Origin of the sequence: Nesterenkonia cremea, from assembly GCF_014642675.1 — a bacterium.
Taxonomy (GTDB): domain Bacteria; phylum Actinomycetota; class Actinomycetes; order Actinomycetales; family Micrococcaceae; genus Nesterenkonia; species Nesterenkonia cremea.
The window spans coordinates 1-24,470 of record NZ_BMIS01000013.1; the positions used below are offsets into that span (position 1 = coordinate 1).

A 24,470-nucleotide genomic window follows, 5' to 3' on the forward strand; every position below is an offset into this window, starting at 1 on the left:
ACCGGCCGCGGGTTCCGCAACCAGAAGAACTATCAATCACGTATCCTAGGCACCAGCGTCAGGCAGACACGCCGACGCCGCAGGATCCCCCACCAACAAGGGCTCCACGCTCAACGTTGAATAGCCACTTAACGCGGGAAGCACATAACGCTGGGACAGCACTATCACGTCGCCACATAGAATTGAGGCCACTGTAGCTCAAGGCCGATACAGTCTCGAACGACACCAGCCACACATCTAATTCCCACCTACCCCAAGAGGCGTCGGACCGTTTCGCCACCAACACGACGCGTTGTCGTGTCATAAGTGGATTCCATGCGCCGTTGCACGGCTCTCGCTACCTGCTCCGCCCTCAGGCCAAATGTAGAGTCATGACGCAACATGAACGGAATAGCCGTGCCCAGCAAGTACCTCAGGTACGCCTCGTTCTCAGTCCACAAGTCAGCCAAAAACTCCTCAGCAGTACGACGCAAGAGGACTGATCCAGGCAATGAGAAATCGCTCGAAACCCCAACATCACGGTTATACGTAGGGAAAGCCCAACGCTCGACCATGCTCAGGAGCCTGTTTCCCTGAAGCTCATGATGGTAGCGCTGCACGGCCTCCTCATCACCAGTATGCAGAATGTGCCCCATAATCAGGCTTCTATGCGACATCGCCATTCTGCGACCGGGAGATTCCTCAAAAGGAGGGTGAATCCAGTGCCCCGAAGATCGCGCAACATGATGGACAAGAGTGGCATGAGCGATCATGGAATTCTGAGAATTCAGGTTAACTTCCAGAATCCTCGCCATGTTCTCAGCCTTCTCCAATAGAGGAACTGTTTTCGCGAAAATACCGCCCTCGCTTGAAGGGCGCCAAATCACCGCCAACACCTCGTCAGGTCTTCGAGACCAGAACCGAGCCAGATGCTTTGAAGTCTCCTGAAGAGCGCCATTAGCAACGTGATAAGTGGCGGCCAATGCATTCGCCAGCAACTGTTCAGGCACCTGCTCGACAGTGAGCAGCCGATGAAATGACGACAGATCTACAGTTAGACCCACTGACTCTAGGCTTTCGACCAAACTACGGCGCCGCCTACGCAGGGCATTCGATACCACGAAATCTCCCACACCGGGCAATGAGGCGATCAGGCATCGCAAGGTTTTTCCCTTGATTCGATCTGCCCAATCCTCGGCATTCCAGAGTCGACTGACGGTACTCTCTTCCACACCAGCCATAAAGGCAACGTCAGCAGGAGACCACCCAGAGCCTCTAGCCAAGTCCCCCAGGGTCACGACACCACTCGATTCACTCGCAGGGGTCGTGAGAGCAATTCGGTTCACTGCAACCTCCACTCATTTCGTGCTTCCATGCCCAAGAAGAAGCGCAGCCACCGGGAACGAACGTTCGAGGCAACAAGCGCAGGCCACTTGAAACGATCGACTGTCACCAGCAGAGAACATCGCCAACATTCAATTGCGTTGAGCGCGTTTATTAGCCAGGAAACGCGCCTTCTTCTCTCGATTTCCGCAAGTGTTCATATCGCACCAGCGTCGTGTGCGATTGCGGCTCGTATCGAAGAAAGCAGCTTGACATGTCTGAGACGCACATAGGGCTAGACGTCCCCCACGCTCCCCTGACAAAACGGACACTGTGTTCATACAGATAACCGCAAGGGCATCACTAACTGATTCAGTATGGAGCCTCCATCTCATCGTTCCCGCCGAAGTCAACTCAGGGGACGCAGATCCGGATTCACTGCACTGATTGATAAGCAGCAGCTCCTCGAGCGGCAACGCGTCATTGGCCGCAACAGCCGTTGCTACGAGATGTATCGACTCCCTCAGGTCACGCGACACCTCGAGCTCAGTCTCCGAACAGGAGGCAACTTGTAAATCATGAACACGAAACCAGTCTACTAGCCGCTGAGGAGTGGGAACGCGCTCAATCGCGTCGCCATATCGCTCCGACAACGTGGCAGTGAAACTGGTCATCAGAACGTTCCCAAGTCGAAATTCCGGGTACTGCTCAGAGTCCATGGAACCACCGTAGCCGGTTGCCCCCCAGGTGGCAACCATGCTAGACAGGGAACCACCTACAACGGTTCCCGTGCATGGTCACTGACAGGCCGATGCTGGAACGAGCCGGCTCCGCTCATGCCAGTGCGCGGACAGCAGGCGACACCCCGAACCACGCAAACTGATGGGACAGGTGGCACGATGCTTGACTTTACGGTCCTTCCGCAGTTCATTGCGGTAATCATGCTCTTCCTACTCCCTCCGGGGCAGGACATGGCCTACATGGTGGCCGTGGGCTTTCAAGGAGGAAGACTCGCTGCAGTGCGCGCCATCCTAGGAATCGGAACAGGCATGAGCGTGTACGCCACGGGGGTATCCCTAGGGCTGGGCGCGGTCGTGGAATCAAATCCGATGATCCTTGATGCAGTACGCATCTTGGGGGCGGCATACCTGGCATGGCTTGCTCATCAAAGCATCAAGCACGCACGAAGCGCCGTACACGGTCAGACTGTGGAGGCCAGCGGAAACTGGTACCTTAAAGGTACAGTAATCAGCATCACTAACCCTAAGATTATACTTTTCTATCTCGCCGTACTTCCACAATTCCTGGGCAGCGCCTCCAACAGCATGGCCCAAATGTTCATGCTCGGCGCCGTCAATGTCATGTCCGAAGTTCTACTCTATGGAACTCTAGGGCTTCTGGCGGGCTCCCTTCACAGTAAATTCACGAACTCAAGCAAGGCGCCAATCGTCCTCAACATAATTGCCGGATCCGTATATTTGTTGCTCGCAATCATAATCGTCGTAAATCTAATACTGTCTCGTTGAGGCACTCTTCGCCGAGACGTCCTTAAGCGTGATTTGCAGTACCTATATTAGGCGGAGCAGACTATGAGTAGGACTGGGGCGATGCATATTCCGAAGTTCATGGATGATATGGATGATGCGAATCACCGTAGAAGTTGAGGTTGCTTTCGGTGCCCGACTGCGGGGCCCATATCGCGGAGTTTGTCTATACCGCCTTCGTCACGGACGCTTACAGCCGTCGGATCGTCGGATGGGCCACCCACTCGACGATGACCACTGAGGCCCTCTCGCTGGAAGCTCTGGAGCATGCCCTGGCTACCGCCAAGCACCAGGATGATGCCCAGCTGGTGCATCATTCGGGCAGAGGCTCGCAGCCCGGATTCAACTGGTCATCGCAACATCTACTCAGGGAGGTGTTGTTATGGGTCGGCCAAAGGGATATACGACCTTCTATACCGGGCGCCCGGCGTTGCGGTCCCCGGGGCATCCTGGAGTCAGCCACAAGCGGTGGCGGCAACAGCGGTTCTGGGAAGCGATCGCCCGGGGCCATAGTAGCTACGGTGCAGCCGATGATGCGGGCGTGTCTACTGCGGTGGGGTCGCGGTGGTTCCGCGAAGCTGGCGGCATGAGACCATCGACCCTGGCCAGTGAGCCCTCGTCGCATTTCCTATCGTTTAGCGAACGTGAAGAGATCGCTTTGCTCAGGGCCCAAGAGCACGGGGTCCGTGAGATCGCTCGTCGCCTCCAACGCTCAGCTTCAACGATCTCCAGGGAACTCCGCCGTAATGCGGCGACCCGCAGTGGGCAATTCGAGTACCGGGCCTCCACAGCCCAGTGGCATGCCGAACGTAGCGCCAAACGTCCCAAGGCTGCGAAGCTGGTCCAGAATGAATCGCTACGTGATTATGTCCAGCAACGGCTTGCCGGAGAAGTCACCGACGAATATGGACAGCAGCTTGGACCCGAGGTTGACAGTTTCAACGGCCGACGTCACGGACCTCGCAAAGATCGCCGATGGGCTTCCTCCTGGAGTCCGGAGCAGATTTCGCAGCGGCTGATGCTGGACTTCCCTGATGATGAGGAGATGCGCATCTCACACGAAGCCATCTATCAAGCCCTCTATATCCAGGGCCGTGGTGCGCTCAAGCGTGAGCTGATCGCCTGCCTGCGTACCGGACGGGCACTGAGAACTCCTCGTGAGCGTGCTCGGCAACGTGGGAAGAAGTTCGTCACCGAGGATGTGAAGATCTCCCAGCGACCGGCAGAAGCTGCGGATCGTGCTGTTCCTGGCCACTGGGAGGGCGACCTCATCCTCGGCTCCGGCAGTTCTGCAATCGGCACACTGGTCGAACGCAGCACCCGATTCACCATGTTGCTTCACCTGCCCAGGCTGAAGGGCTACGGAGAGAAGTTGAACCAGAAGAACGGTCCGGCGTTCGCCGGCCATGGGGCAGTCGCGGTGAATAGTGCCATTACGGCTCAGATCACTCACCTACCAGAGCACCTGCGGAAGTCCTTGGCGTGGGATCAGGGCGCGGAGATGGCAAAACATGCCGAGCTGAAGCTGGCCATCGGGATGCCGATCTATTTCTGCGATCCCAGCAGCCCCTGGCAGCGGGGCAGCAACGAAAACACCAACGGCCTACTGCGTCAGTACTTCCCTAAAGGCACGGACCTCTCTCGCTATGACTTCAATGCACTCCAGGCAGTAGCCCAGACGCTGAACTCCCGGCCACGAAAAGCACTTAGCTGGAAGACTCCTGCTGAAGTCTTCCAAGAACATCTAGACTCGATCACGATCACAAGCGTTGCGACAACCGATTGAATTCACCGAGTCTCCAAGAATCCCAGTGCGGTTCAGATCGCAGCATCTGATGAGCAGGTCGCCGAGCTGGCGGTACTGACCGGGTTCGATGATGACCTACTGGCCCAGACCACCGCCGCCAGGAACCGGCTGCGCGGGCTGCTGACCCAGATCCACCCCGGCCTGGAACGGGTCATCGGGCCACGGCTGCATCACTACGGGGCCCTGGATGTGCTGAGCAGGTGGCCTACTCCGCAGCGGATCAAAGACGCCGGCCGAGGCCATGTGCGCAACCGCATCACCAAACACAACCCACGGTTGGCTGAGCCACTCACTGAGGAGATCTTCGTCGCCTTGGCCGCACAGACTGTGGTAGTTCCCGGCACCGAGGCGGCAGCAACCATCGTGCCGATCATCGCCGGACAGCTGAAGGACCTGTACTCACAGCGCCAGCAGGTCCTGGCCCAGGTCGATGCCCTGGTGGAGGCCCACCCTCTTCGCCAGGTCCTGACCTCGATGCCCGGAATCGGGGTCAGGACCGCCGCCAGAATCCTCACCGAAGTCGTGGGTAAGGACTTCAAGACCGCAGGCCATCTGGCTTCCTATGCGGGGATCGCGCCGACCACTAGGCGTTCCGGGACCTCGATCAGAGGTGAATTCGCCAACCGCGGCGGCAACAAGAGATTGAAATCATCGTTGTTCAACAGCGCCTTCGCAGCCCTGCACCACCGCCCATCCAGGGCTCACTACGACAAGAAGCGCGCCGAAGGAAAGACCCATAAACAGGCCGTCATCGCCCTAGCCCGCAGACGCCTGGATACCCTCTACGCGATGCTGCGTGATGGGACCTTCTACCAAGACCCAGAGACCATCAGAAGCGGAACCGGCCACACCCTAGCGGCTTGACGAAAACCATAGAGGCACCCCGGCGAGATCCACAGTCGACATTTATAGGAATATCAATGCTCTGGCCGACAGCACCAATGGTCTGTATAAGACCGAGCTGATCTACTCCCAGCCGGCCTGGGTTTTGTTGACGGAGGTGGACTGCGCCACATTGAACTGGGCCCACTGGCGGAACACTGCCAGGCTGCACGAGAACCTCGGGCAACAGCCCACGGCAGAAGTTGAGAACGCCTCCTATGAACAGCGAACCGAGTCCGCACCGAAATCTCGGGACTAGGGCATGTCTGACAAATATGTAGCGCCCGTCCTGCGAGACTGAGCAGATGTCGAGGTTCCAGCTGCTCTCCGATGCCCAGTGGTCGATGATTGCCGACATGCTGCCCCGCCCCACGGGCCGCAAGGGCAGGCCCTTCGCTGATGCGCGGACCATGGTCGAGGCGATCATCTACCGGTATCGGACCGGCATCGCCTGGCGCGATCTGCCCGAGGTCTTCGGTCCCTGGCAGACGGTCTGGACCTGGCACCGGCGCATGGCCGCCGAGGGCACCTGGGATCGGGTGCTGGAGCGGCTGACCGCCGCAGTCGACGAGGCCGGACAGATCGACTGGACGGTCTCGGTGGATTCGACGATCGCTCGTGCCCATCAGCACGCGACCAACGTCAGCCGCCACACAGGGGGCTGGATCGAATTACACGAATCCGCAGACCCAACCCCAGAACCAGCCGGTTCCAGAACCGCCTGATCATGCCCTGGGCCGCTCGCGCGGCGGGCTCTCGACGAAGATCCACCAGCTCGTCGACGGCCGCGGACTGCCGCTGGTGGTGCTGCTGAGTCCCGGTCAGGCCGGCGACTCGCCGATGCTTCTGCCGCTGCTGCAACAGCTGAAGGTCGGCCGCCGCCTCGGGCGGCCGCGGACCCGGCCGGATGGACTCTGCGGGGACAAGGCCTACTCCTCGCGGGCGATCCGTAAGCACCTACGCGCCAGGGGCATCATGGCCCATATCCCCGAGCCCGAGGATCAGAAGGGCCATCGCCTCCGGCGCGGATCAGCTGGCGGCCGGCCACCGAACTTCGACCCGGGCGCCTATCGCGGCCGCAATGTCGTCGAACGCCGCTACTGCCACATCAAGCAGTGGCGCGGGATCGCGACTCGCTATGACAAGCACGCGTTGACCTACCGGGCCGCGGTGGTACTCAACGCGGTGATCGCGTGGACCGCACATTTGTCAGACATGCCCTAGACCCAGGACGGTCCAAGAGCACGATCACGAGCAAGTTACCGGCACTTTTGTTGAAGAGCAGCTGCCTCTTTCTGAAAACGTTGCGTCAGTTCGCCACCAGGGGCGACACACACCACACCCACAAGCTCGCACGACGCGTAGAACCTCATCAGTACGCCACTCTCAAGGTCATCGACGTCGCCAACCGCGACCTCTGATGTGTCCGAAGAAGCAACATTCCCCATAGTCTGCACGCGGAGGCCAAACACCTCAGTCGTAGCCAAGTGAATATGCGATAAACTCTTACGTCTAGCACGGCCCCCCAAGAAATCCACCACCGATGAACCAGCTGCGTCCCCGCTCGTCACGGCGCTCCCCCACAGTTCCGCACGCGAAGTAGCCCTTTTCGCACACGCACAGGAATATCGCGCCACATCGCCTGCTGCGAAAACACCCTCATACGCCCTACAACGGAGATCGCCGTCCACAAGCACACCATCTGACACATCGATCCCGTTGCCACTCAGCCATTCAACGTTGGGCACACTTCCGATCGCTTCCAGCATCAGAGCACGCTCACGAACACCAGAACCGCTCCCGGTCATCGCCGCAGGAGCCACACGGTCAGAGCAACTGTCAACCAGTGATTCCACATCGCGGAAGCTAACGCCGTAAGCGCGCATCCTCTCTCTTATCGACGCAGCAAGACGTTCACCCACGACCCTCCGCAGAGGTGCACCCGATCGACTCTCGACCATACTCACTTCGCAGCCAAAAGCAATCGCCAAGGAGGCCATCTCACACGCGATAAAACCGTTCCCCCGCACCACAACCCTTCGGCCCTTACGGAGCGCGTGATGCAGGGCAGCCGCATCACCGACATCGCGTAAAACCCGGTGCTCGTGCCGCCCACATCGCGTCGCTGCAAAACCACTCTCTCGTGGCCGAACACCAGATGCGATAACCAGGACGTCATACTCGAGACGCTCACCCGAGTCCAAGCACAACTCGCGCCCAGACAAGTGTGCCGAGAGAACACGCCGCCCCAATCGCCACTGTAGGCGTGAGTCTGTCAAATTCGGTACCGACAGTTGCGCCGCCAGGTCAGCTGTCCCCTCGTCGAGGTCCAGTAGGATTCCTTTCGACAAACCCGGACGACTGTATGTAGGATACAGTTCCTCTCCGATAACAACAACCTCAACATTATCGTAGGATCTCAATATTTGACGTGCTGCCCGGTATCCAGAAATTCCACTTCCCACAATGCAAACGCGAGGACAGTCACGGACAAATTCATTCATCATCAACGACGGTTATGGCCTGCATCGGGCACGCATCCATCGCGTCTTCCACGTCGTCCAAAAAATCCCGAGTGAATTCCGAGCGGTAGCTCAACCGGCCCTCTTCGTCGAACCAAAAATGGCCTGGAGCTGAGATGGCGCACTGACCGTGGTTCTGACATTTACTCATATTTACATCGATTCTCATGCATACACTCCTTACTCGACCGAATTCCTGCGCTCAAACGTAATCGGCATATATGAAGCTCCTGTGTTACCCGAGTCAGGCAGCCAATCAGTGTCCGCACCAACACGGACATTCGTAATGCGTCCCGCGAGAGCAGCCAATGCGACACCGATATCCGTACGCGCAACAAAGTGACCTAAACAATGATGGACACCACCTCCGAAGGCAAAGTGCGGAGATCGTTCAGCGTCCAAATCGATATCGCAGGGATTATTAAACTCGGCAGGATCTGTTCCCCCGGTCAAAGTATAAAGATGAACGGTGGTACCCTCCTCGATCCATCGCTCTCTGTGCTGAAACGACTCCGTTGCCTCTCGCGTCACCCATCTACCAATCGGATTCACTCGCAGCGCCTCTTCAACTGCACGTTCCGCGTAATGATACGGATGGCGTGCCAGCTTGTCCCATTGATCAGGCTGTTTCTGAAAGGAGTCGATAGACAGCGACAACTGGTGTCGCGTGGTGTCGATGCCAGCAAAGATTAGGAGAATGACAATATTGACTAGCTCCTGTCTCGACAGAGAACGATCGTCCTCACGATTCGCTCCCAGAAGAGTGCCAAGCAAATCGTCCGTAGGAGCAGCCTCACGTTCCGTGATCAGCCCTTCCGCATAAACAGTCAGTTCATTTACGGCAGCGTCAATGCTAGCAATATGGTCACCAACGTGCACTCCAAGTCCCAGCCCAATAGTCGATGCAAGCTCCTGAATATGATGCCAGTCTGACTCGTCAATACCCAGCATCATGCAGAGAATTCTAGTGGCGTACGGTGACGCGAATTCACTGGCAAAATCAACTTCACCGCGGTGAATCCAACTGCCGATAAGCTCGCGAGCCAGTTCTTCAAATTTCGGCTCCATGGCCCGCACTTTTCGTCGCGAGAACGCAGGATTGACCAAGCGGCGAATCCTATGATGATCGTCTCCTTCTAGAACGAGAAGGTTCTGACTCCACCACTCATGAAATTGGCCGCTTGACACACCATGCTGCCTAGGCCATTTCGCCGACCCCTGGCCCATGTATGGAGAATGCAATAGATGAGTATTGTCCTCATAAGAGAGGACTGCGATACCCCAATCTGTCTCTGCGTACCAGTGAGCGTCACGAGCTTCTCGGACTTCCTTAGAATTCATGCGAAACTCTTCGGATGCGATATCCAGTTTGACGGGTGTTCCCAGTTTACTCATGTGACTTCTCCCTCCATACCAGGTATTCAAGCTTGATGACCTTTTGCGCACAGCTCCATCCTCACGAGCTAGAACGCTGTACTCTCACGGCAAACGCGCAAAATTACGTCCGCGATAGCAGTAACTCCCTTATTTAGGTCTTCGGACTCCATGGTTAGCGCCGGCAGCAATTTCAATACCTGACCACGATCGCCCGCAGTTTCCACGAGGATTCCCGCGGCGAACAGTTCACTTGCCACCCATGCAGTCACGTCTGCGGCGCCAAGGTCGATGCCCAGCAACTGTCCTTTTCCACGAACTTGAAAGCGGTCCGCGATTCCCGAGTCCACGAGAATGTTCGTCACCAAGTCCTCGCGATCCCTCGTTCGCTGGGCAAGAACGTCATCAGACCAGTACTTTCTGAGGCAAGCCGTCGCAGTGACAAAAGCCGCGTTATTACCACGAAACGTTCCGTTGTGCTGACCGTCTTGCAAGTCATAGGCCGGGTCCACCAGTAAGATCGACAGAGGGAGCCCGATGCCACTCAACGATTTCGATAGTGTCACCATGTCGGGGCGCAGATCATAGTGCTCAAATGAGAAAAATCGCCCGGTTCGTCCACATCCGGTCTGGATCTCGTCGACGATCAAAGGTACCCCATAGCGGTGACAAATCAACTCAACACCCTGGGCCCATTCTCGGGAGGCAACGTGCACGCCACCTTCACCTTGCACGAGCTCCATCACCACACAAGCAGGCCGTTCCGACTCTGGGCATTCTAAGAAATGAGCGCGCTCCAACCAGTCGAGCGCCTCCCCTGGCTCCTGAGATGGGCTATCAAAAGGAACTAGGGTGGCATCGGTGAGAGGTACACCTGCAGCCGATCGCTTGGCACCGTTAGATGATAGAGCGAGGCTGCCAAGGCTCACTCCGTGGAAACCTCCAGTGAACGCGAGTGCGCGAGTTCGCCCAGTGGCGAGACGGGCACACTTGAGGGCAGCTTCGATGGCGTTGGTACCTGTAGGGCCAGTAAACATCGCGCGATAACCAGCCAGGTCACGAGGACCCAGCACTAAGTCGTACAACTCTCTAAGAAATTCCAAACGAGCATCTGTCTGCATGTCCAGGGACTGCAAGATTCCGTCCTCAGACAGGTAGTCCACGAGCGCCCTCTGCGCGCAAGGATCGTTGTGCCCGTAGTTGAGTGATCCCGCGCCTGAGAAGAAGTCGAGGTACTCGCGTTCATTCGACCAAATCCGGGAACCACGGGCACGACTGAACACCGCTGGCCACTCTCGGGAGTATGACCGTACTTCCGATTCGTTCAGATGCCCGACATCAACGGGCGCCGATGTAGCTGTCATACTTATCCTCCATCCTCGGGCACTACTTCAGACCCTCACGGGAATCGATCTGTTCAGGAACTCGATGAAGGAACCAACTGTTTGGAAGTCATCGATTTCGAGATCATTTGGATCGACTTCAAGGGCACTGTGATCCTCAATTTCCATGAGCACTTCCAGAGAACTTGTTGAGTCCAGTCCGATGTCGTCAATGAGTCGTGCATCATTTTCGAACGGAAACTCTTCATTTCCTGTGACGGCGACGATCGCGTCCCAGAGCAGCTGACGATTGTTCACTTTTTTACATCCTTTCGAGTTCGTTGATATCGACTTTACCGTTTTCAGTCAAAGGAAGACTGTCCATCCGTTTAATGGTCGCCGGGATAGCGTAAGCGTCCAGTTGTCCCCGCATCGCATCCTTGACCTCGTCAATTGTCGATCGGCCTTCATAAAACAACGCATAGCGACTCGTGTCTGATGGCGGCACGACCGCCGCGCTGTCGACATTCGGAGCGCTGTAGGCCGCAGCCAAAACTTCATCAGCGCTAACTCGATAGCCCTGAACCTTAAACTGTCCATCGGATCGGCCGCGACAGTGCAGATAGCCATCGTCATCAATCCAACCAATGTCACCTGTGCGCAGAAGCACGCGATCACCGAGGGCCACAAAGCGTTCCGCCGTGAGCTCCGGCTGTCGGTGATATCCGTTCATCACGTGGGGACCCTCAATACAGATCTCGCCACTTTCACCGTTGCTGACGACCTCAAGACTCTCTGGAACTCGGATCGTGACAGCAGTTCCCGTTAGAGGACGTCCGACTGCCTCCAGGCGCTCGTAGGACTCTCCCTCGGGCATAATGGCGACACGCTTGCATTCGGTGAGGCCGTACATCACACGTAGGTCCACGGCGCCTCCCCAACTCCGCTCGATCGCCAGCCGAGTCTCCGCGTTCATAGCCGCCCCAGTAGTTGAAATCTGTCGAACACGGTGCGAGCGGAGTCCCCGCTTGATCAAGCGAACCAGCTTTTCCGCGGCGGGCGGAACCATCGGGAGAATCGTTGCGCCAGTCCGCTCGAGCAAGTCAGACAAGCCCATGGAGGACTCCAGCTCAGTGGCAAAGTAGAGCGAAGCGCCATTGCGAGCAGCCAGAAAGACCTGATAGAGCCCAAAGTCGAAAAATATGGGCAGGGCCGTCACTACCACGTCACTCGGTCGGTACTGCAGCGCCTCATCGATCGCCTGAACCGCAAACGTCACGCTCTTCCGAGAACACACCACCGCCTTCGGCATACCCGTGCTCCCCGAGGTATAGATCAGGCAAGCGACGTCTGCCGGGTCGCCAACGGTCGTCCATGGCTCCGACGCACATTCGATTGACTCGAGGCTCGGGCGGACCGCCCGGTTTCCTGGAAGGCCCCGTTCCACTACACGATCTCGCACCAACAGGTCAGATCCTGAATCCTCACACAAATAGTGAAAACGCGCCTCAGGTGTGGACCCACTGATAGGGACGAATGGCTTACGAATACTTAGGCAAGCCAAGACGGCGACTCCCGCACTGATGCTATCGGCCTGGATCATGCACGGACGATCTGGCGTCGCCACCTCCCGCATGCGATCAGCCAGCTCTTGCGCCGCCTCAAATACTTCTCTGTATGTGTGTGACTCCGTTGCATTGCTGAGAAACACCTTGTCAGGATTGGCCTGAGAGGCCACCAACAGCGAATCGTACAGATCCATCACGCACGTCCTCGTACTCTCTGAGCTGCGCCCATGGGAATGACAACTTTTGCGCGTGCCGACGCCACGACTTCACCGACTTGATCCCAAGCGATCGCAGCGGACTCCCGACTCTCATCCGACACGAGGTACCCCTGGCGTCTGGCGACGACATCGTAGGTTCGCGACAGCCGCGTACGATCGACCCGGTGGCAATGAACTGCCAAGAAGTCGCCTGGATGGATCTGCTCTCTGAAGTCGACCCCTTCATAAGCTGCAAGCAGACCCTCATCGCCATCATCTCTGCAAGTCACAAAAGTTATAGCATCGCCAAATAGACGCAGAACGAACGCACCGTCGACCAGGTCGTTTGCATAGTGGACTTCGCGACTGCTCACACGTACCATAAGGACCTTATCCGAATTCATTCGCCTTCCTCTCCAATGCCACAGCAAGAGCAAACCCATCCGAGTGTGATATCGCTATCCAGAAACTGCGTCCTTGATACTCGGCAAACGGTTTGCCTTCAGATGTCCAATGCAACTGGACGTCATTCGGTCGGATACGCTGCCTAAATCCACGACCAATCGACTTCATTACAGCCTCCTTGGCGCAGATCGCTCCAGATATGCTTTCACTCCTATTCGCACGTGTGGATATATAGTCAAGCTCACTGGGACGGAACCAGAAAGACGTAAACCAGCGCCGTTTTACCATTCTGTCCACTCGAGCGACCGATATAATGTCGATTCCCAGCATCACTCCTCCATCACCGTTGTAGTAGAGATCAAACCACCACTTCGGTTGGGTAGTCATGCCCCAGGAACGAGTGAGGTGAGGCGCTCGGCCCGTAAGCCCCAACGTTGTCAAGCACGACCAGATCGCCGCGCTTTGGGACCATAGACCACTGAACGTCCTTAAGCAGTACATCGTCTGGTGTACACAGCGGGCCTGTCACAGTCACTGGTTGATCCCCGGCTTCGAGCTTCGCCGTGCTATCACCATCGAAACGCACGCACCAACTTGGGAAATTTCTCTTCCCTATCCCCCCGACGCCAATCGCGGCCATATTTAGGTTAGTTCCACCGTCGCATACACAAAATCGTGTTCCGTACGAGGTTTTCGTGGTAAGCACTTGAAGTACGAGACGTCCGCACTCCGCAGTAAGATAGCGGCCTGATTCAAACGCCAGTTCGGCTTTGGGGAACCATGCTCTGGCCTGTTTGATGCAGTCAATAATTCCTGTCTTCAGTAGATTGAGATCAAGGTCGCTTTCAACTCCAAAGTAGGGAATGCCAAATCCGCCACCCATATCGAGCATCCGCAGCTCGAGATCAGTCTCCCGTTGAATCTCTCTGGCGTCTTCGAGTATACTCTTTGTATTCTGGACCAGGTCGGAGGCCTCTAGGAATCGTGTACCCAAGTAATAATGCAGGCCCACTACGTCTAATCCTAGCTTCCTCGCCCGGCCAACGAAGTTTCCAACTTGCGCTCTTTCAACTCCGAACTGCTTGGGCTTTCCCCCGCTCATAGTCAGCTTCCCGCCACTCGCCTCGAAGTCTGGGTTCACACGAAGCAGGATCTCGCGCACCGTAGTCTGTTCACTCAGCAGCTGCAGTTCATCCTCACTGTCCACAACGAAGTATTGAATCCCCACCTCGGAAGCGCGACGCAGTTCTTCAACCGTCTTTCCGGGACCAATAAAGATGATGTCAGTTGGGCTATAGCCAGCTTCAAGCGCGCGCTCCAACTCTCCCTTAGAGGCTACCTCGACCCTGCATCCAGCTTTTCTCAGCGTCTCCACCACGTGTTTATTCGGGTTAGCTTTAAGCGAATAGTAGAGTGCCGCTCCGCCAAGCGCGTCCTGCAGAGAAACTGCCTGTGATTGCAGGACTTTCGTGTCGTATATGTAGAGAGGAGTGCCATATTTCCTCACCATGTCCTCAATGTGTCTGGGATCGCGATGTGGGTTCATACAATTGGGCCTAGTCTGATCAACTTTTCATCGTGTTCAAGTTGATGGAAGTCGGCTGCATCGAAGAGGATGCTTTGTTCGCTTTCCACCCCGAGCGATCGGGCCAACAGTCTGAACTGCATCGCAATCGCGCGGTTCTCAGGGTCAATCGTTGCTTCTACGTAGTTCAAGTTCGTAGTCATCTGCACAGAATTGATGAGCTGCTCGAGCAGCTTCAGGCCGAGATTTGTTACACCGTGGTTGAGGGTCGTCGCTGTTTGCCAAAGGAACAGCGTGTCGGGTGCGCCCGGTCGGATATATCCGGTGACAAATCCAGCGAGTTCGTTGTCTACATCCACGACCATGCTCGTAGTTTCAAAGTCGCGAAAGAAGATCGCATAGTAATACCAGCTGTTGTCATCGAGCATATGTGTCTCTGCCACCAGTTGGTGCACTGCTGAAGCGTCGTGCACGCTCGGCGTTCGGTAATGCACTTCGGGCATTTTTGTTCACCTCCTACTTGCTTTTGTTTGCCAGCACATCTTCATGGATCGATTGGCCGACAGGGATTTGGCCTACAGGAGTGACTCTATGTTGCGGTTTTGTATTAGCGCGATACCTCTTTTGTTCAGCGCAAGACTCTTGCATGAGCGCATTCGCGCTTGACACTCGATGTCGATATGGCCAGGATGCGCCTTTCGCCAGAATGCGGTCCGTCCAAAGACTCGCGATCTAACTCCTACTCAATCACCGTCTCGCCTATTCCTCGTCGCATTGTCTACATGGTATACATTGAATTCTCCTTATATTTAGTCCGTCGGGTCCATGTCAGGCTTACTAGCCAACTGTTCGTCACATGGCGTGGCACCCATGACTGCGCTCCGCTCACCCCACTTCAAGAGACCTCTCTGCACCGTCAGCTCCATGTTCTGGCACCTGGTGCCGCAGGCATTCTTTACTGCTTACCTCGGAGGCGGTTATTGTCGTCTTAGATCGCGGTGCCGTACTGAACCGCGCGCGTCAATGTCACACAGGCAGAGCGTCACCCCCTCTCAGAACCGCCGGCAGTTCCGCTACCCCTTCACCATCAAGTTCATCAAGTAACCCCTTCCCCTGCCCCGCAGGACAGGTGATCGGTTTAGCGGACACAGAAGAGGGCGGCTCCTCTGACCTTCTCGGTCAGAGGAGCCGCCCTCTTCTGTGCCTGGGGCACCGCCGGAGCAGCGCCGCAGAACCTCAGCTCTTGCGGTTGTAGAGCACCATGGAGATCGGAGCGAAGATCACCACGAGAGCCACGCAGTAGATCATGACCGTGAAGACGCTGGTGACGTCGTAGACCCCGTCCATCAGCTCGCGGATGGCAGTGACCACCACGGAGACCGGGTTGTGGTCCACCACGTTCTGCAGCCAGTCCGGCATGGTCTCCGTGGGGACGAAGATGTTCGAGGCGAAGGTCAGCGGCATCATGATCGTCATGGACACACCCATCACCGCCTCCTCGGTGGGCAGCAGCAGGGAGATGGTGGTCCACACCCAGGAGAGGCAGAAGCTGAAGATCAGCAGCAGGAGGAATCCTGCGGCCGCTCCGCCCAGCCCGCCCTCGGGGCGGAAGCCCACCAGGAAGCCCACACCCAGGATGATCGCCCCGGCCAGGGCGTAGCGCACCTGGTCTCCCAGCAGCGCGCCCACCAGCTGCGCCGGCCGCCAGGTGGGCAGGGAGCGGAAACGATCGAAGATGCCCTTGGAGATGTCCTTGTTCAGGGTCATCCCGGTGTACATCGTGATCATGATCAGCGTCTGCACGAAGATTCCGGGGATGAAGAACTGGACGTATTCGCTGATGGCCACCCCACCGGTCTGGCCGGTGCCGGAGACCACCGCACCCATCGCTCCGCCGAAGATGTAGGTGAACATCACCGTCATGATGATCGGGAAGATCGTCACGTCGAAGAGCTGGGTGGGGATGTGCTTGATCTTCAGCATCGCCCGCCAGCCGAAGGTGAGCGATGCGCTCACCGGATTGGACGGCGTCGGGCGCTCCTCCTCGCTCAGCAGGACGCCGAGCACCTTCTGGGATTCTGAGGCGGTGGAGCCGAGGCCCGCCTGCTGTGTGGTCTGGGCGCTCATGCGGAGGCCTCCTCGGTCTCGTAGTCGGCAGCCTCGTCCTGGGCCGCCTCATCCTCTGTGGGCTTGCCGGTCAGGGCGAGGAAGACCTCGTCCAGGCTCGGCTGACCCAGGGCAAAGGTCTCGACGCCGATGCCGGCCTCCTCCAGGGCGGCCAGTCCGGCGGAGGCACCTTCGGCGGCACCCAGCCGGGCACTCAGTGCGGCGGTGTCCTTCTCGCGGGTGAACTCGGTGTTCAGCGCAGTGCGCAGAACCTCGGCGGCCTCCTCGCGGTCGGCCGGGTTGATGACGCGCACCTTCAGCGCGCCGGAACCCACCTGGGCCTTGAGCTGGCCCGGTGTGCCCTCGGCGATGACCCGGCCGTGGTCGATCACGGCCAGGCGGTCGGCCAGCTGGTCGGCCTCCTCCAGGTACTGAGTGGTCAGCAGGATGGTGGTGCCGCCGTCCACCAGGGTCCGGATGATGTCCCAGACCTGGTTGCGGGAGCGCGGGTCGATGCCGGTGGTGGGCTCGTCCAGGAACATCAGCTCCGGTGTCACGATCAGCGACCCGGCGATGTCCAGGCGGCGGCGCATACCGCCGGAGAACTTCTTGACCTGGCGGTCGGCCGCCTCGGAGAGCCCGAAGGCCTCCAACAGATCCAGGCCGCGACGCCGGGCCGCCGCCTTGGAGAAGCCGAGCAGCCGGCCCAGCAGGATCAAGTTCTCGATGCCGGTCAGATCCTCATCCAGGGACGCGAACTGGCCGGTCAGCGCGATCTTCTCGCGGATGGTCTTGGGCTCGGCGAAGACGTCGTGGCCCAGCACTCGGGCCTCACCCGCATCCGGGCGCAGCAGGGTGGCGAGCATGCGGATCGCGGTGGTCTTGCCGGCACCGTTGGGGCCCAGCACACCGTAGATCCCGCCGCGCGGGATGGTCAGGTCGACGCCGTCCACCGCGACGTTGTCCCCGAAGGTCTTGACCAAGCCACGCGTCTCGATGGCAGGAGCAGGTGAAGGATTCATGCTGTCAAGGATAATGCGCCTGCAACACTTCTTCGCCCTCGGCTGAACAGAGTTCCCCGTTGAGTCATCTGGCTCTGCGATCTCAGCCCATCCATAGAGTGGCCGCCATGGAACAGAACCCCACCTCACCCGCATCTGAGAACGCCGAAAGCGCCTCTTCTCCGCAGCCTCGCAGCCGAGTCGACCGCCGCTCCTTCCTGCTGGGCGGACTGAGCGCAGCCGGCGTCGCCGCCCTGGGCGTGGGCGGATACGCCGCCGTCCGCAGCCGCAGCGAGGACCCGGCCGCCTACGCCGAGGAGTTCGCCGAAGGCCGGGCGGTGCTCTTCCGCAACGCCACCGTGGTCACCGGGGACGATGATCTGGGAACCCTCTACGAGACCGACGTCCTGGTGGACGACGGAGTCATCCAGGACGTGGGGCATGAGCTGTCCCGTCCTGACGACGCCGCCGTGATCGAGGCCGGCGGTGCGGTGCTGATGGCAGGGATGATCGACACCCACCGGCACATGTGGCAGTCCGTGCTGCGCGGCGTGGGCGGAGATTGGACCATCAGCAACTACTTCCAGTGGATCTACGAGGAGTGGGGCGAGCTGTGGCGCCCCGAGGACGTCTACGCCGGCAACTACCTCTCCATGGTCGAGGCGATCGACTCCGGAGTGACCACCTCTCTGGACTGGTCCCATGGCCTGCGCTCCCCCGATCACGCCGATGCCGCAGTGGACGCCCTGGTGGCCTCCCGCGGACGAGCACGCCTGGCCTACGGGAACATCTTCGACCTTCCGCAGAACTGGGTCCCCGGCGGCGATGTCCAGCGGCTGCTGGATGAACGCTTCCCCGCCGCCTTCGACTCCGTGGACGATCTGGTCACCATGCAGCTGGCCTGGGACGGCGGCGGCGAGGACCCAGAGTTCCCCGAGCGCCCGGCCTGGGAGTTCGCCCAGGAGCACGGTCTGCCGGTCACCCTGCACGCCGGGGTCTGGGGATATCCGCTGGACATCGCCATCCAGAACATCAGCGAGAACGGCTTCCTGCACCCCACCAACACCTACGTCCACGCCGCCTCCCTGCAGACCAGCACCTATGAGCTGATCGCTGAGTCCGGCGGAGACGTCTCCATCTCAGCGGAGTCCGAGCTCAACGCCGGTCAGGGCTACCCGCCCACCGGGCAGGTCCGCGAGCACGGCATTCCGATCTCGCTGTCCATGGACACCTCACTGTGGTGGAGCGGGGACATGTTCGCCGCGATGCGGGCCACGCTCAATGCCGACCGCGGACTGGACCACATGAATGCCCATGAACAGGACAGGACTGTGCTCAACAATGAGCTGCGCACCGCAGATGTGCTTCGCTACGCCACCCAGGGCGGCGCCGATGCCCTGGAGATGGGTTCGGACCTGGGATCCATAACCCCGGGGAAGGTGGCAGACCTGGTCCTGCTCCGGGCAGACACTGCCTCGATGCTCCCGGTGAACGATCCCACCCACCACATCGTCTTCCAAGCCGGCCGGGCCGAGGTGGATTCGGTGATGATCGGTGGGCGCATGATGAAGCATGCCGGACGCCTGATCCCGGCCGCCCTCGGCCTGGAGGAGGACGGCGACGACGATGCCGACGCGGTCCTGGAGCACGCCCGCAGCCTGGCCGAGGACTCACGGGACCACCTGCGGGAGCAGATCGGCGAGGAAGCCTGGGAGGGGGCGGTGAACCCGCCGGAGTATGAGACGGAGGAGGCCGATCACTCCATGGAGTGACTGTCCCGGCCTGGCACACGCTGCGCCTGAGCAGCGCCGATGCGGCTATTTCGGGTCCAACCGAACGGACCCGTCCAGCCGGATGGTCTCCCCGTTGAGCATGGGATTCTCCAGGATCTGCAGCACGGTCCGGGCATAGTCCTCCGGCCTGCCCAGCCGCGCAGGGTGCAGAGTCTTGGCCCGCAGGGAATCCCGGGCGGCCTCCGGCAGACCGTCCATCATGGGGGTCTCGAAGAGCCCCGGGGCGATGGTCATCACCCGGATGCTGTGCCGGGCGAGCTCGCGGGCCGCCGGCAGGGTCAGCGAGGCCACCGCGCCCTTGGAGGCGGAGTAGGAGATCTGGCCGATCTGCCCGTCGAAGGCCGCCACAGAGGCCGTGTTGATCAGCACCCCGCGGTCGCCTCCCTCGCCGCCGAGGGGCTGGTTCTGGGTCATCGCCTCCGCCGCTGCGGTCATCAGGTTCACCGTGCCGCCGGTGTTCACCGCCAGGACCTTCATGAACTGTTCAGCAGGCAGCGCCCCTTCTCTGCCCAGCAGCTTGCCGGGAGTGGCGATGCCGGCGCAGCTGACGGCCGCGCGCAGCGGCGCCTGGGACTGGGCCTGCTCCACCGCACTGCGGAGGACCTGAGGGTCGGTGACGTCGCCGGGGTGGAAGGTGGCCCGCTCCCCCAATGCGGCCACAGCCGCGGCACGGGGGGACTCGGGAACGGCTGCGCCACCGGAACCACCTGTGTCAGCTGAGCCGTCGCTGCCACCGGAGCCGCCGGCGTCGGGAAGGTCCACGACCACCACATGGGCGCCGGCCTCGATCAGGGCGGCCGCCGTGGCATGCCCCAGACCAGAGGCCCCTCCCGTGACGACGGCGCTGGCAGTGCTCAGATCCATAAGCTGCTCCTCCTGATACGTGACTGACCTCACGTCAGACTATAGGGGCTGCGGCCTGCTTGACAGGGCAGTCTCGCGCTCATCCCTGACCCCAAGCTTCTGTGATTCATGTCACTATAGACGCAGAGAACAGATCCGCGGCAGCAGGAGGCAGCCAGATATGACCACGCCGACCACACCGGGGTACTCCGCGACGCCGGGCCCTGCAACTGGGGACCGGGCAGCTGGAGACCGGGCAGCTTCAGACCGCTGGCTCCCAGACCAGGCGATCGCCGATCAGCTGCACAGCAGCGATGAGCACCCGGATCTGCTGGATCTCGCCCGACACCTCGACGAGGGCGAGCGCCGCCGACTGCAGGCCATCGAAGAGGTGGCCCAGCAGCGCATCCGCCCGAAATGCATCGAGCCGTGGAACCGTGAGGAGCTGCCGCGGAAGCTGATCGCCGAGCTGGGTCGGCTCGGCCTGGGTGAGATCTCCGTGGACGGCTCCTCCGCCCTGTTCCAAGGGCTGGCCCATGCCGCCCTGGCCCGTGCGGACCTCTCACTGTCCACACTGATCGGTATCCATAACGAACTGCTGGTGGGGCTGATCGACAGCCTGGGATCGCCGCAGCAGCGCGGGACCTGGCTGCCGGAGCTGCGGTCGCTGAGAACCCTGGGGGCCTTCTGCCTGACCGAGCCGGATCACGGATCCGACATCGCCCGAGGGCTGGCCACCACTGCCACGCTGAAGGCAGGCCGATGGCATATCCGCGGGCAGAAGCGGTGGATCGGGATGGGTGCCGTGGCCGACCTCGCCCTGATCTGGGCGCGGGACACCTCCGATGACCAGATCAAGGGCTTCCTGGTGCCCACCGACGTGCCCGGCTACCGGGCCGAGGGCATCACGCAGAAGACCGGGCTGCGGATCATGCAGAACGCCGAGATCCAGCTGGACCTCCACGTGCCGGAATCCTCGCAGTTGGCCGGTGCCACCAGTTTCTCCGCCGTCCATGCCGCCCTGCGGGACTCCCGTGCCTGGGTGGGCTGGCAGGCCGTGGGGGCGCAGCAGTCGCTCTTCGACATCGCTCGCAGCTATGCCGCCGGGCGCGACCAGTTCGGCCGGCCCATCGGCTCCTTCCAGCTGGTGCAGTCCGCCCTGGCCCAGGTGGCTGGGAACATGGGCGTCTCCACCGCGTTCATGGGCGAGGTGACCCGGCTCCAGGCCGAAGACCGGCTGACCATGCTGCGCGCCAGCCTGGCGAAGTCCACGCTGACCCGTCTGGCCCGAGAATCCGCCGCCGTCGCCCGGGAGATCCTGGGCGGCAACGGGATCCTCAGCAGCCATGAGATCGCCAAAGTGGCCGCAGACATAGAGGCCGTCCACGCCTATGAGGGCAGCTATGGCATCAACCTGCTGATCGCCGGACGTGAGATCACCGGGATCTCAGCCTTCGGCTGAGCTCAGCCGGTGTTCTGCAGGCCGGCGGCAACACCCTTGAGCGAGATGAGCAGGAGGTTGCGTGCGTCGTCGAGGGTCTTCTCCTCGGCCGTGTCACCGGAGCGCAGCGTGCGCAGGGCACGCAGCTGGATCAGTGAGAGCGCATCCACATAGGGGTTGCGCAGCTGGACCGCACGGCCCAGCACACGGTGCTCCTCCAGCAGGCGCTGCTGGTCGGTGATGAGCAGAACCCACTTGGTGGTCACGTCCAGCTCCTCCAGCACCAGAGCCGAGAGATCCTCGCGGTCACCCAGGGCCAGGTAGCGCTCGGCGATGCGCCGGTCGGTCTTGGCCAGGGACATCTCGATGTTATCGATCAGCGCGCGGAACAGCGGCCATTCGGCGTAGGCCGAGCGCAGCAGCTCCACATCATCGATGGACTCCAGCGCGGTGCCCAGGCCGTACCAGCCGGTCAGGTTGATCCGCGCCTGCCCCCAGGCGAAGTTCCACGGAATGGCGCGCAGATCCTCCAGGGACTCCACGGAGAGGCCACGCTTGGCCGGACGGGAGCCGATGACCAGCAGACCCACCTCGTCCTGCGGGGTGACCTGGGCGAACCACGGAGCGAAGCCGTCGGCGCCGACCAGACCGTGGAATCGCTCACGGGAGACCTCGTCCATAGTCTGAGCCAGATCGGCGAAGCGCCGGGCGGCCTCCGCATTGCGCTTCTCTGTGGAGGGGGCCGAGGCCATCAGCGTGGCCGCAACCACCTGCTCGATGTGGCGCAGGGCGATCTCCGGGTTGCCGTAGCGGGCGGAGATGACTTCGCCCTGCTCGGTGACTTTGAAACGCAGGTCCACCGAATGCGGCGGCTGAGCCATGATGGCGCGGTTGGCCGGTCCGCCGCCGCGGCCCAGAGCACCGCCGCGGCCGTGGAACTGGGTCAAGGTGATGTCGTTCTCGATGGCCCAGGCGGCGATCTTCTCCTGCGCCTCATACAGGGCCAAGGTGGCGGCCACCGGGCCGACGTCCTTGGAGGAGTCGGAGTAGCCGAGCATGACCTCCATGCGGCGCCCGGTCTGCTCCAGACGGGCCTGCAGATGCGGGTTCTGCAGGATCTCATCCAGAATGCGCGGGGCGTTCTGCAGATCGTCGTAGGTCTCGAACAGCGGGATCACATCCAGCACCGGGACGTTCTCCGGTCCGCCGAGCGCCTTCTCCGCCAGGGTGTAGACATCGGCCAGGTTCTGCGCGGACTGGGTGAAGGAGACGATATAGCGGCGTGCGGCATCCATGCCGTAGCGCTGCTGGACCGAGGCGATGGCCCGGAAGGTCTCCAGGACCTCCTCCCCCGGCACGGCCATCTTCTTGCCGGAGGCCTCATAGCCCTGCGGGTCCTCCAGCCATTCCAAAGTCTGGCTGTGCACGGCCGAGTGCTGCCGAACCTCGAGCTCCGCCAAGTGGAAGCCGAAGGTCTCCACCTGCCAGATCAGCTCCTGCAGATCGCCGTAGGCAGCACGCTGGGCCCCTCCCTCGGACAGAGAGGTCTGGACGACCTTCAGATCATCGATGAGCTCCTGCGGGACGGAGTAGGCCAGGTCGGCGTCGCGCTGGCGGGTGGCCTCCACACGGCCGGCGATGGCGAGCATCACCTGGCGGTGCGGCTCGCCCGGGGAGTGCTCTGCCGCCGTCGTCGTCAGCTCTTCGGAGAGCTGCTTATAGCGGTTCCACAGCGTGGTCAGCTTCTCGTTCGGCGGGGTGTAACGCTCATCGAGGGTCAGCGAGAGTCCCACGTTGCGGGAGCGGGACTCCAGCTCGGAGAGCACGCGGTCGGCGGCCTGGGCCACGGCCTGACGGGTGATGGAGGCGGTGACGTTGGGGTTGCCGTCGCGGTCGCCGGCGATCCAGGATCCCAGGCGGATGAAGGCCGGAGCCTTGGGCGCGCCCGCGCCGCTGTCCTCGCCCTGCAGCCAGTCATCCATGCGGCGGTAGGCCTGGGTGAAGGTCTTGGAGAAGGAGTTGTCGAAGTGGCCCAGGGCGGTGCGCACCTCATCCAGCGGCGAGGGGCTGGAGACGCGCAGCTGGGCAGTGCGCCACATGTTGTCGATCTCTTCGAGCATCTCCCGGCGGTTCTTGGCCCGAGCACCGGTGCCCATCCGGGGGTCGTCCCGCTCGTCGAGCAGCTCGCCGATGCGCCGGACCGAGGCGGTGATGGCGTTGCGCCGCGCCTCGGTGGGGTGGGCGGTGAGCACCGGCTGGAACCGCAGCTCCTTGAGGCGGCGCTCGGCCTCGCGCTGACCGACCTCCTCAGAGAGGTGGGCGAGCGCCGAGGCGACCGAGTCGGACGGCTTCTGTTCGGTCAGCGGCACCTCGCCGTCGCGGGAGCGCAGCGTGCGCACCCGGTGCTGCTCCTCAGCGAGGTTGGCCAGCAGGAAGTAGCAGGTGAAGGCGCGGGCGACTTCGCGGGCTCGGTAGGCGGAGAAGGAGTCGACCAGCTCCTCCGCTGCGGCCAGCGCGTCGCCGTCGGGATCATCCAGCGCCGAGATGGTCAGCTCGCGCAGCTTCTCCACGTCCTGGAGCAGGCCCTCCGAGCCGTACTCGTTGAGCACCTGGCCCAGCAGCTCGCCGAGGAGCCCGACGTCGTGCCGCATCTCCTCAGGGATCTCGTGCATCGCAGCAGAGCGGGTGTGTGAGCCGGTGACGGCAGCTTCATGGGTCATGCGATTCTCCTCCACAGAACAAGATGCTCATGAGGCCCTCGCGTGACCCCATCGTCACGCCTTGTCGACCTCACAGACTACCAAGGTCCGCGCGGCAGCGAGTGATCCGCGTCATGGA

The 24,470-nt window shown here is 60.7% G+C and carries 21 protein-coding genes and 1 pseudogene; 7 read left to right on the plus strand and 15 right to left on the minus strand.

The features are described 5' to 3' along the window. Positions 1–248: 248 nt before the first annotated feature. Both IEW85_RS11930 and IEW85_RS11935 read right to left on the minus strand, forming a co-directional pair. Positions 249–1,211 carry a hypothetical protein gene (locus tag IEW85_RS11930; protein WP_188686021.1) on the minus strand — a complete coding sequence of 321 codons (963 nt, stop codon included), beginning with the start codon at positions 1,209–1,211 and terminating at the stop codon, positions 249–251. Positions 1,212–1,454: 243 nt separating this feature from the next. Further along, complete coding sequence (locus IEW85_RS11935; protein ID WP_308420889.1) at positions 1,455–2,060, minus strand: CGNR zinc finger domain-containing protein; 606 nt, start codon at positions 2,058–2,060, stop codon at positions 1,455–1,457. A gap of 141 nt (positions 2,061–2,201) precedes the next feature. Here IEW85_RS11935 and IEW85_RS11940 point away from each other — a divergent pair, with 141 nt between their 5' ends. The 5 genes and pseudogenes from IEW85_RS11940 (at position 2,202) to IEW85_RS11960 (ending at position 6,759) form a co-directional block, all read left to right on the plus strand. Continuing rightward, entirely contained in the window at positions 2,202–2,828 is a 627-nt protein-coding gene (locus IEW85_RS11940; protein WP_188686025.1) for a LysE family translocator, read from the plus strand. Positions 2,829–3,228: 400 nt separating this feature from the next. Next, positions 3,229–4,632: an IS30 family transposase gene (locus IEW85_RS11945; protein WP_229659001.1), complete on the plus strand. Its 1,404-nt coding sequence runs from the start codon at positions 3,229–3,231 to the stop codon at positions 4,630–4,632. A gap of 27 nt (positions 4,633–4,659) precedes the next feature. After that, positions 4,660–5,517, plus strand: a pseudogene (locus IEW85_RS11950) (IS110 family RNA-guided transposase); the annotation flags it as partial. 61 nt (positions 5,518–5,578) lie between these two features. Further along, positions 5,579–5,794, plus strand: a complete 216-nt coding sequence (locus IEW85_RS14745) for an integrase core domain-containing protein (protein ID WP_373286568.1) — start codon at positions 5,579–5,581, stop codon at positions 5,792–5,794. 46 nt (positions 5,795–5,840) lie between these two features. Further along, positions 5,841–6,759, plus strand: a protein-coding gene (locus tag IEW85_RS11960) for an IS5 family transposase (RefSeq protein ID WP_188686027.1) whose coding sequence is annotated in 2 segments (ribosomal slippage) — positions 5,841–6,191 and positions 6,193–6,759 — 918 coding nt in all. Because the reading frame shifts where the segments join, the coding sequence is not laid out codon by codon here. A 35-nt stretch (positions 6,760–6,794) separates the two neighbouring features. Here the strand turns inward: IEW85_RS11960 and IEW85_RS14750 are convergent. The 11 genes from IEW85_RS14750 to IEW85_RS12015 all read right to left on the minus strand — a co-directional run bounded on the left by IEW85_RS14750 (position 6,795) and on the right by IEW85_RS12015 (position 17,576). Next, positions 6,795–8,042 carry an NAD(P)/FAD-dependent oxidoreductase gene (locus tag IEW85_RS14750; RefSeq protein WP_373286565.1) on the minus strand — a complete coding sequence of 416 codons (1,248 nt, stop codon included), beginning with the start codon at positions 8,040–8,042 and terminating at the stop codon, positions 6,795–6,797. Next, on the minus strand, positions 8,032–8,226 hold the full coding sequence (locus tag IEW85_RS11970; RefSeq protein ID WP_188686031.1) for a ferredoxin: 195 nt from the start codon (positions 8,224–8,226) through the stop codon (positions 8,032–8,034). Before IEW85_RS11970 ends, IEW85_RS14750 begins: the two co-directional genes overlap by 11 nt. A gap of 11 nt (positions 8,227–8,237) precedes the next feature. Next, entirely contained in the window at positions 8,238–9,452 is a 1,215-nt protein-coding gene (locus IEW85_RS11975; RefSeq protein WP_188686033.1) for a cytochrome P450, read from the minus strand. A 68-nt stretch (positions 9,453–9,520) separates the two neighbouring features. Further along, complete coding sequence (locus tag IEW85_RS11980; RefSeq protein ID WP_188686034.1) at positions 9,521–10,795, minus strand: diaminobutyrate--2-oxoglutarate transaminase; 1,275 nt, start codon at positions 10,793–10,795, stop codon at positions 9,521–9,523. 27 nt (positions 10,796–10,822) lie between these two features. Further along, positions 10,823–11,071: an acyl carrier protein gene (locus IEW85_RS11985; RefSeq protein ID WP_188686036.1), complete on the minus strand. Its 249-nt coding sequence runs from the start codon at positions 11,069–11,071 to the stop codon at positions 10,823–10,825. A gap of 4 nt (positions 11,072–11,075) precedes the next feature. Beyond that, entirely contained in the window at positions 11,076–12,515 is a 1,440-nt protein-coding gene (locus IEW85_RS11990; protein ID WP_188686038.1) for a class I adenylate-forming enzyme family protein, read from the minus strand. Between the two features lie 393 nt (positions 12,516–12,908). Beyond that, positions 12,909–13,310, minus strand: coding sequence for a holo-ACP synthase (locus IEW85_RS14755; protein ID WP_373286566.1), 402 nt, complete (start codon positions 13,308–13,310; stop codon positions 12,909–12,911). Then, the gene (locus IEW85_RS12000) at positions 13,282–14,433 is read right to left on the minus strand and encodes a type III PLP-dependent enzyme domain-containing protein (protein ID WP_188686045.1); all 1,152 of its coding nucleotides are present in this window, start codon (positions 14,431–14,433) and stop codon (positions 13,282–13,284) included. The genes IEW85_RS14755 and IEW85_RS12000 overlap by 29 nt, the downstream gene beginning before the upstream one ends. A gap of 32 nt (positions 14,434–14,465) precedes the next feature. Then, on the minus strand, positions 14,466–14,951 hold the full coding sequence (gene ectA / locus IEW85_RS12005; protein WP_188686046.1) for a diaminobutyrate acetyltransferase: 486 nt from the start codon (positions 14,949–14,951) through the stop codon (positions 14,466–14,468). Positions 14,952–15,684: 733 nt separating this feature from the next. Continuing rightward, the gene (locus IEW85_RS12010; protein WP_188686047.1) at positions 15,685–16,575 is read right to left on the minus strand and encodes an ABC transporter permease; all 891 of its coding nucleotides are present in this window, start codon (positions 16,573–16,575) and stop codon (positions 15,685–15,687) included. Then, positions 16,572–17,576 (minus strand): ATP-binding cassette domain-containing protein, encoded by a 1,005-nt coding sequence (locus IEW85_RS12015; RefSeq protein WP_188686056.1) that lies wholly within the window; start codon positions 17,574–17,576, stop codon positions 16,572–16,574. The genes IEW85_RS12010 and IEW85_RS12015 overlap by 4 nt, the downstream gene beginning before the upstream one ends. Before the next feature lie 107 nt (positions 17,577–17,683). Here IEW85_RS12015 and IEW85_RS12020 point away from each other — a divergent pair, with 107 nt between their 5' ends. Continuing rightward, positions 17,684–19,327 carry an amidohydrolase family protein gene (locus IEW85_RS12020; RefSeq protein ID WP_188686058.1) on the plus strand — a complete coding sequence of 548 codons (1,644 nt, stop codon included), beginning with the start codon at positions 17,684–17,686 and terminating at the stop codon, positions 19,325–19,327. Between the two features lie 45 nt (positions 19,328–19,372). Here the strand turns inward: IEW85_RS12020 and IEW85_RS12025 are convergent, their stop codons facing one another. Further along, complete coding sequence (locus IEW85_RS12025; protein ID WP_188686061.1) at positions 19,373–20,212, minus strand: SDR family NAD(P)-dependent oxidoreductase; 840 nt, start codon at positions 20,210–20,212, stop codon at positions 19,373–19,375. Positions 20,213–20,372: 160 nt separating this feature from the next. Here IEW85_RS12025 and IEW85_RS12030 point away from each other — a divergent pair, with 160 nt between their 5' ends. Continuing rightward, complete coding sequence (locus IEW85_RS12030) at positions 20,373–21,653, plus strand: acyl-CoA dehydrogenase family protein (protein WP_188686063.1); 1,281 nt, start codon at positions 20,373–20,375, stop codon at positions 21,651–21,653. A 2-nt stretch (positions 21,654–21,655) separates the two neighbouring features. Here the strand turns inward: IEW85_RS12030 and IEW85_RS12035 are convergent, their stop codons facing one another. Continuing rightward, positions 21,656–24,352: a phosphoenolpyruvate carboxylase gene (locus IEW85_RS12035; RefSeq protein ID WP_188686065.1), complete on the minus strand. Its 2,697-nt coding sequence runs from the start codon at positions 24,350–24,352 to the stop codon at positions 21,656–21,658. Between the last annotated feature and the right edge of the window lie 118 nt (positions 24,353–24,470).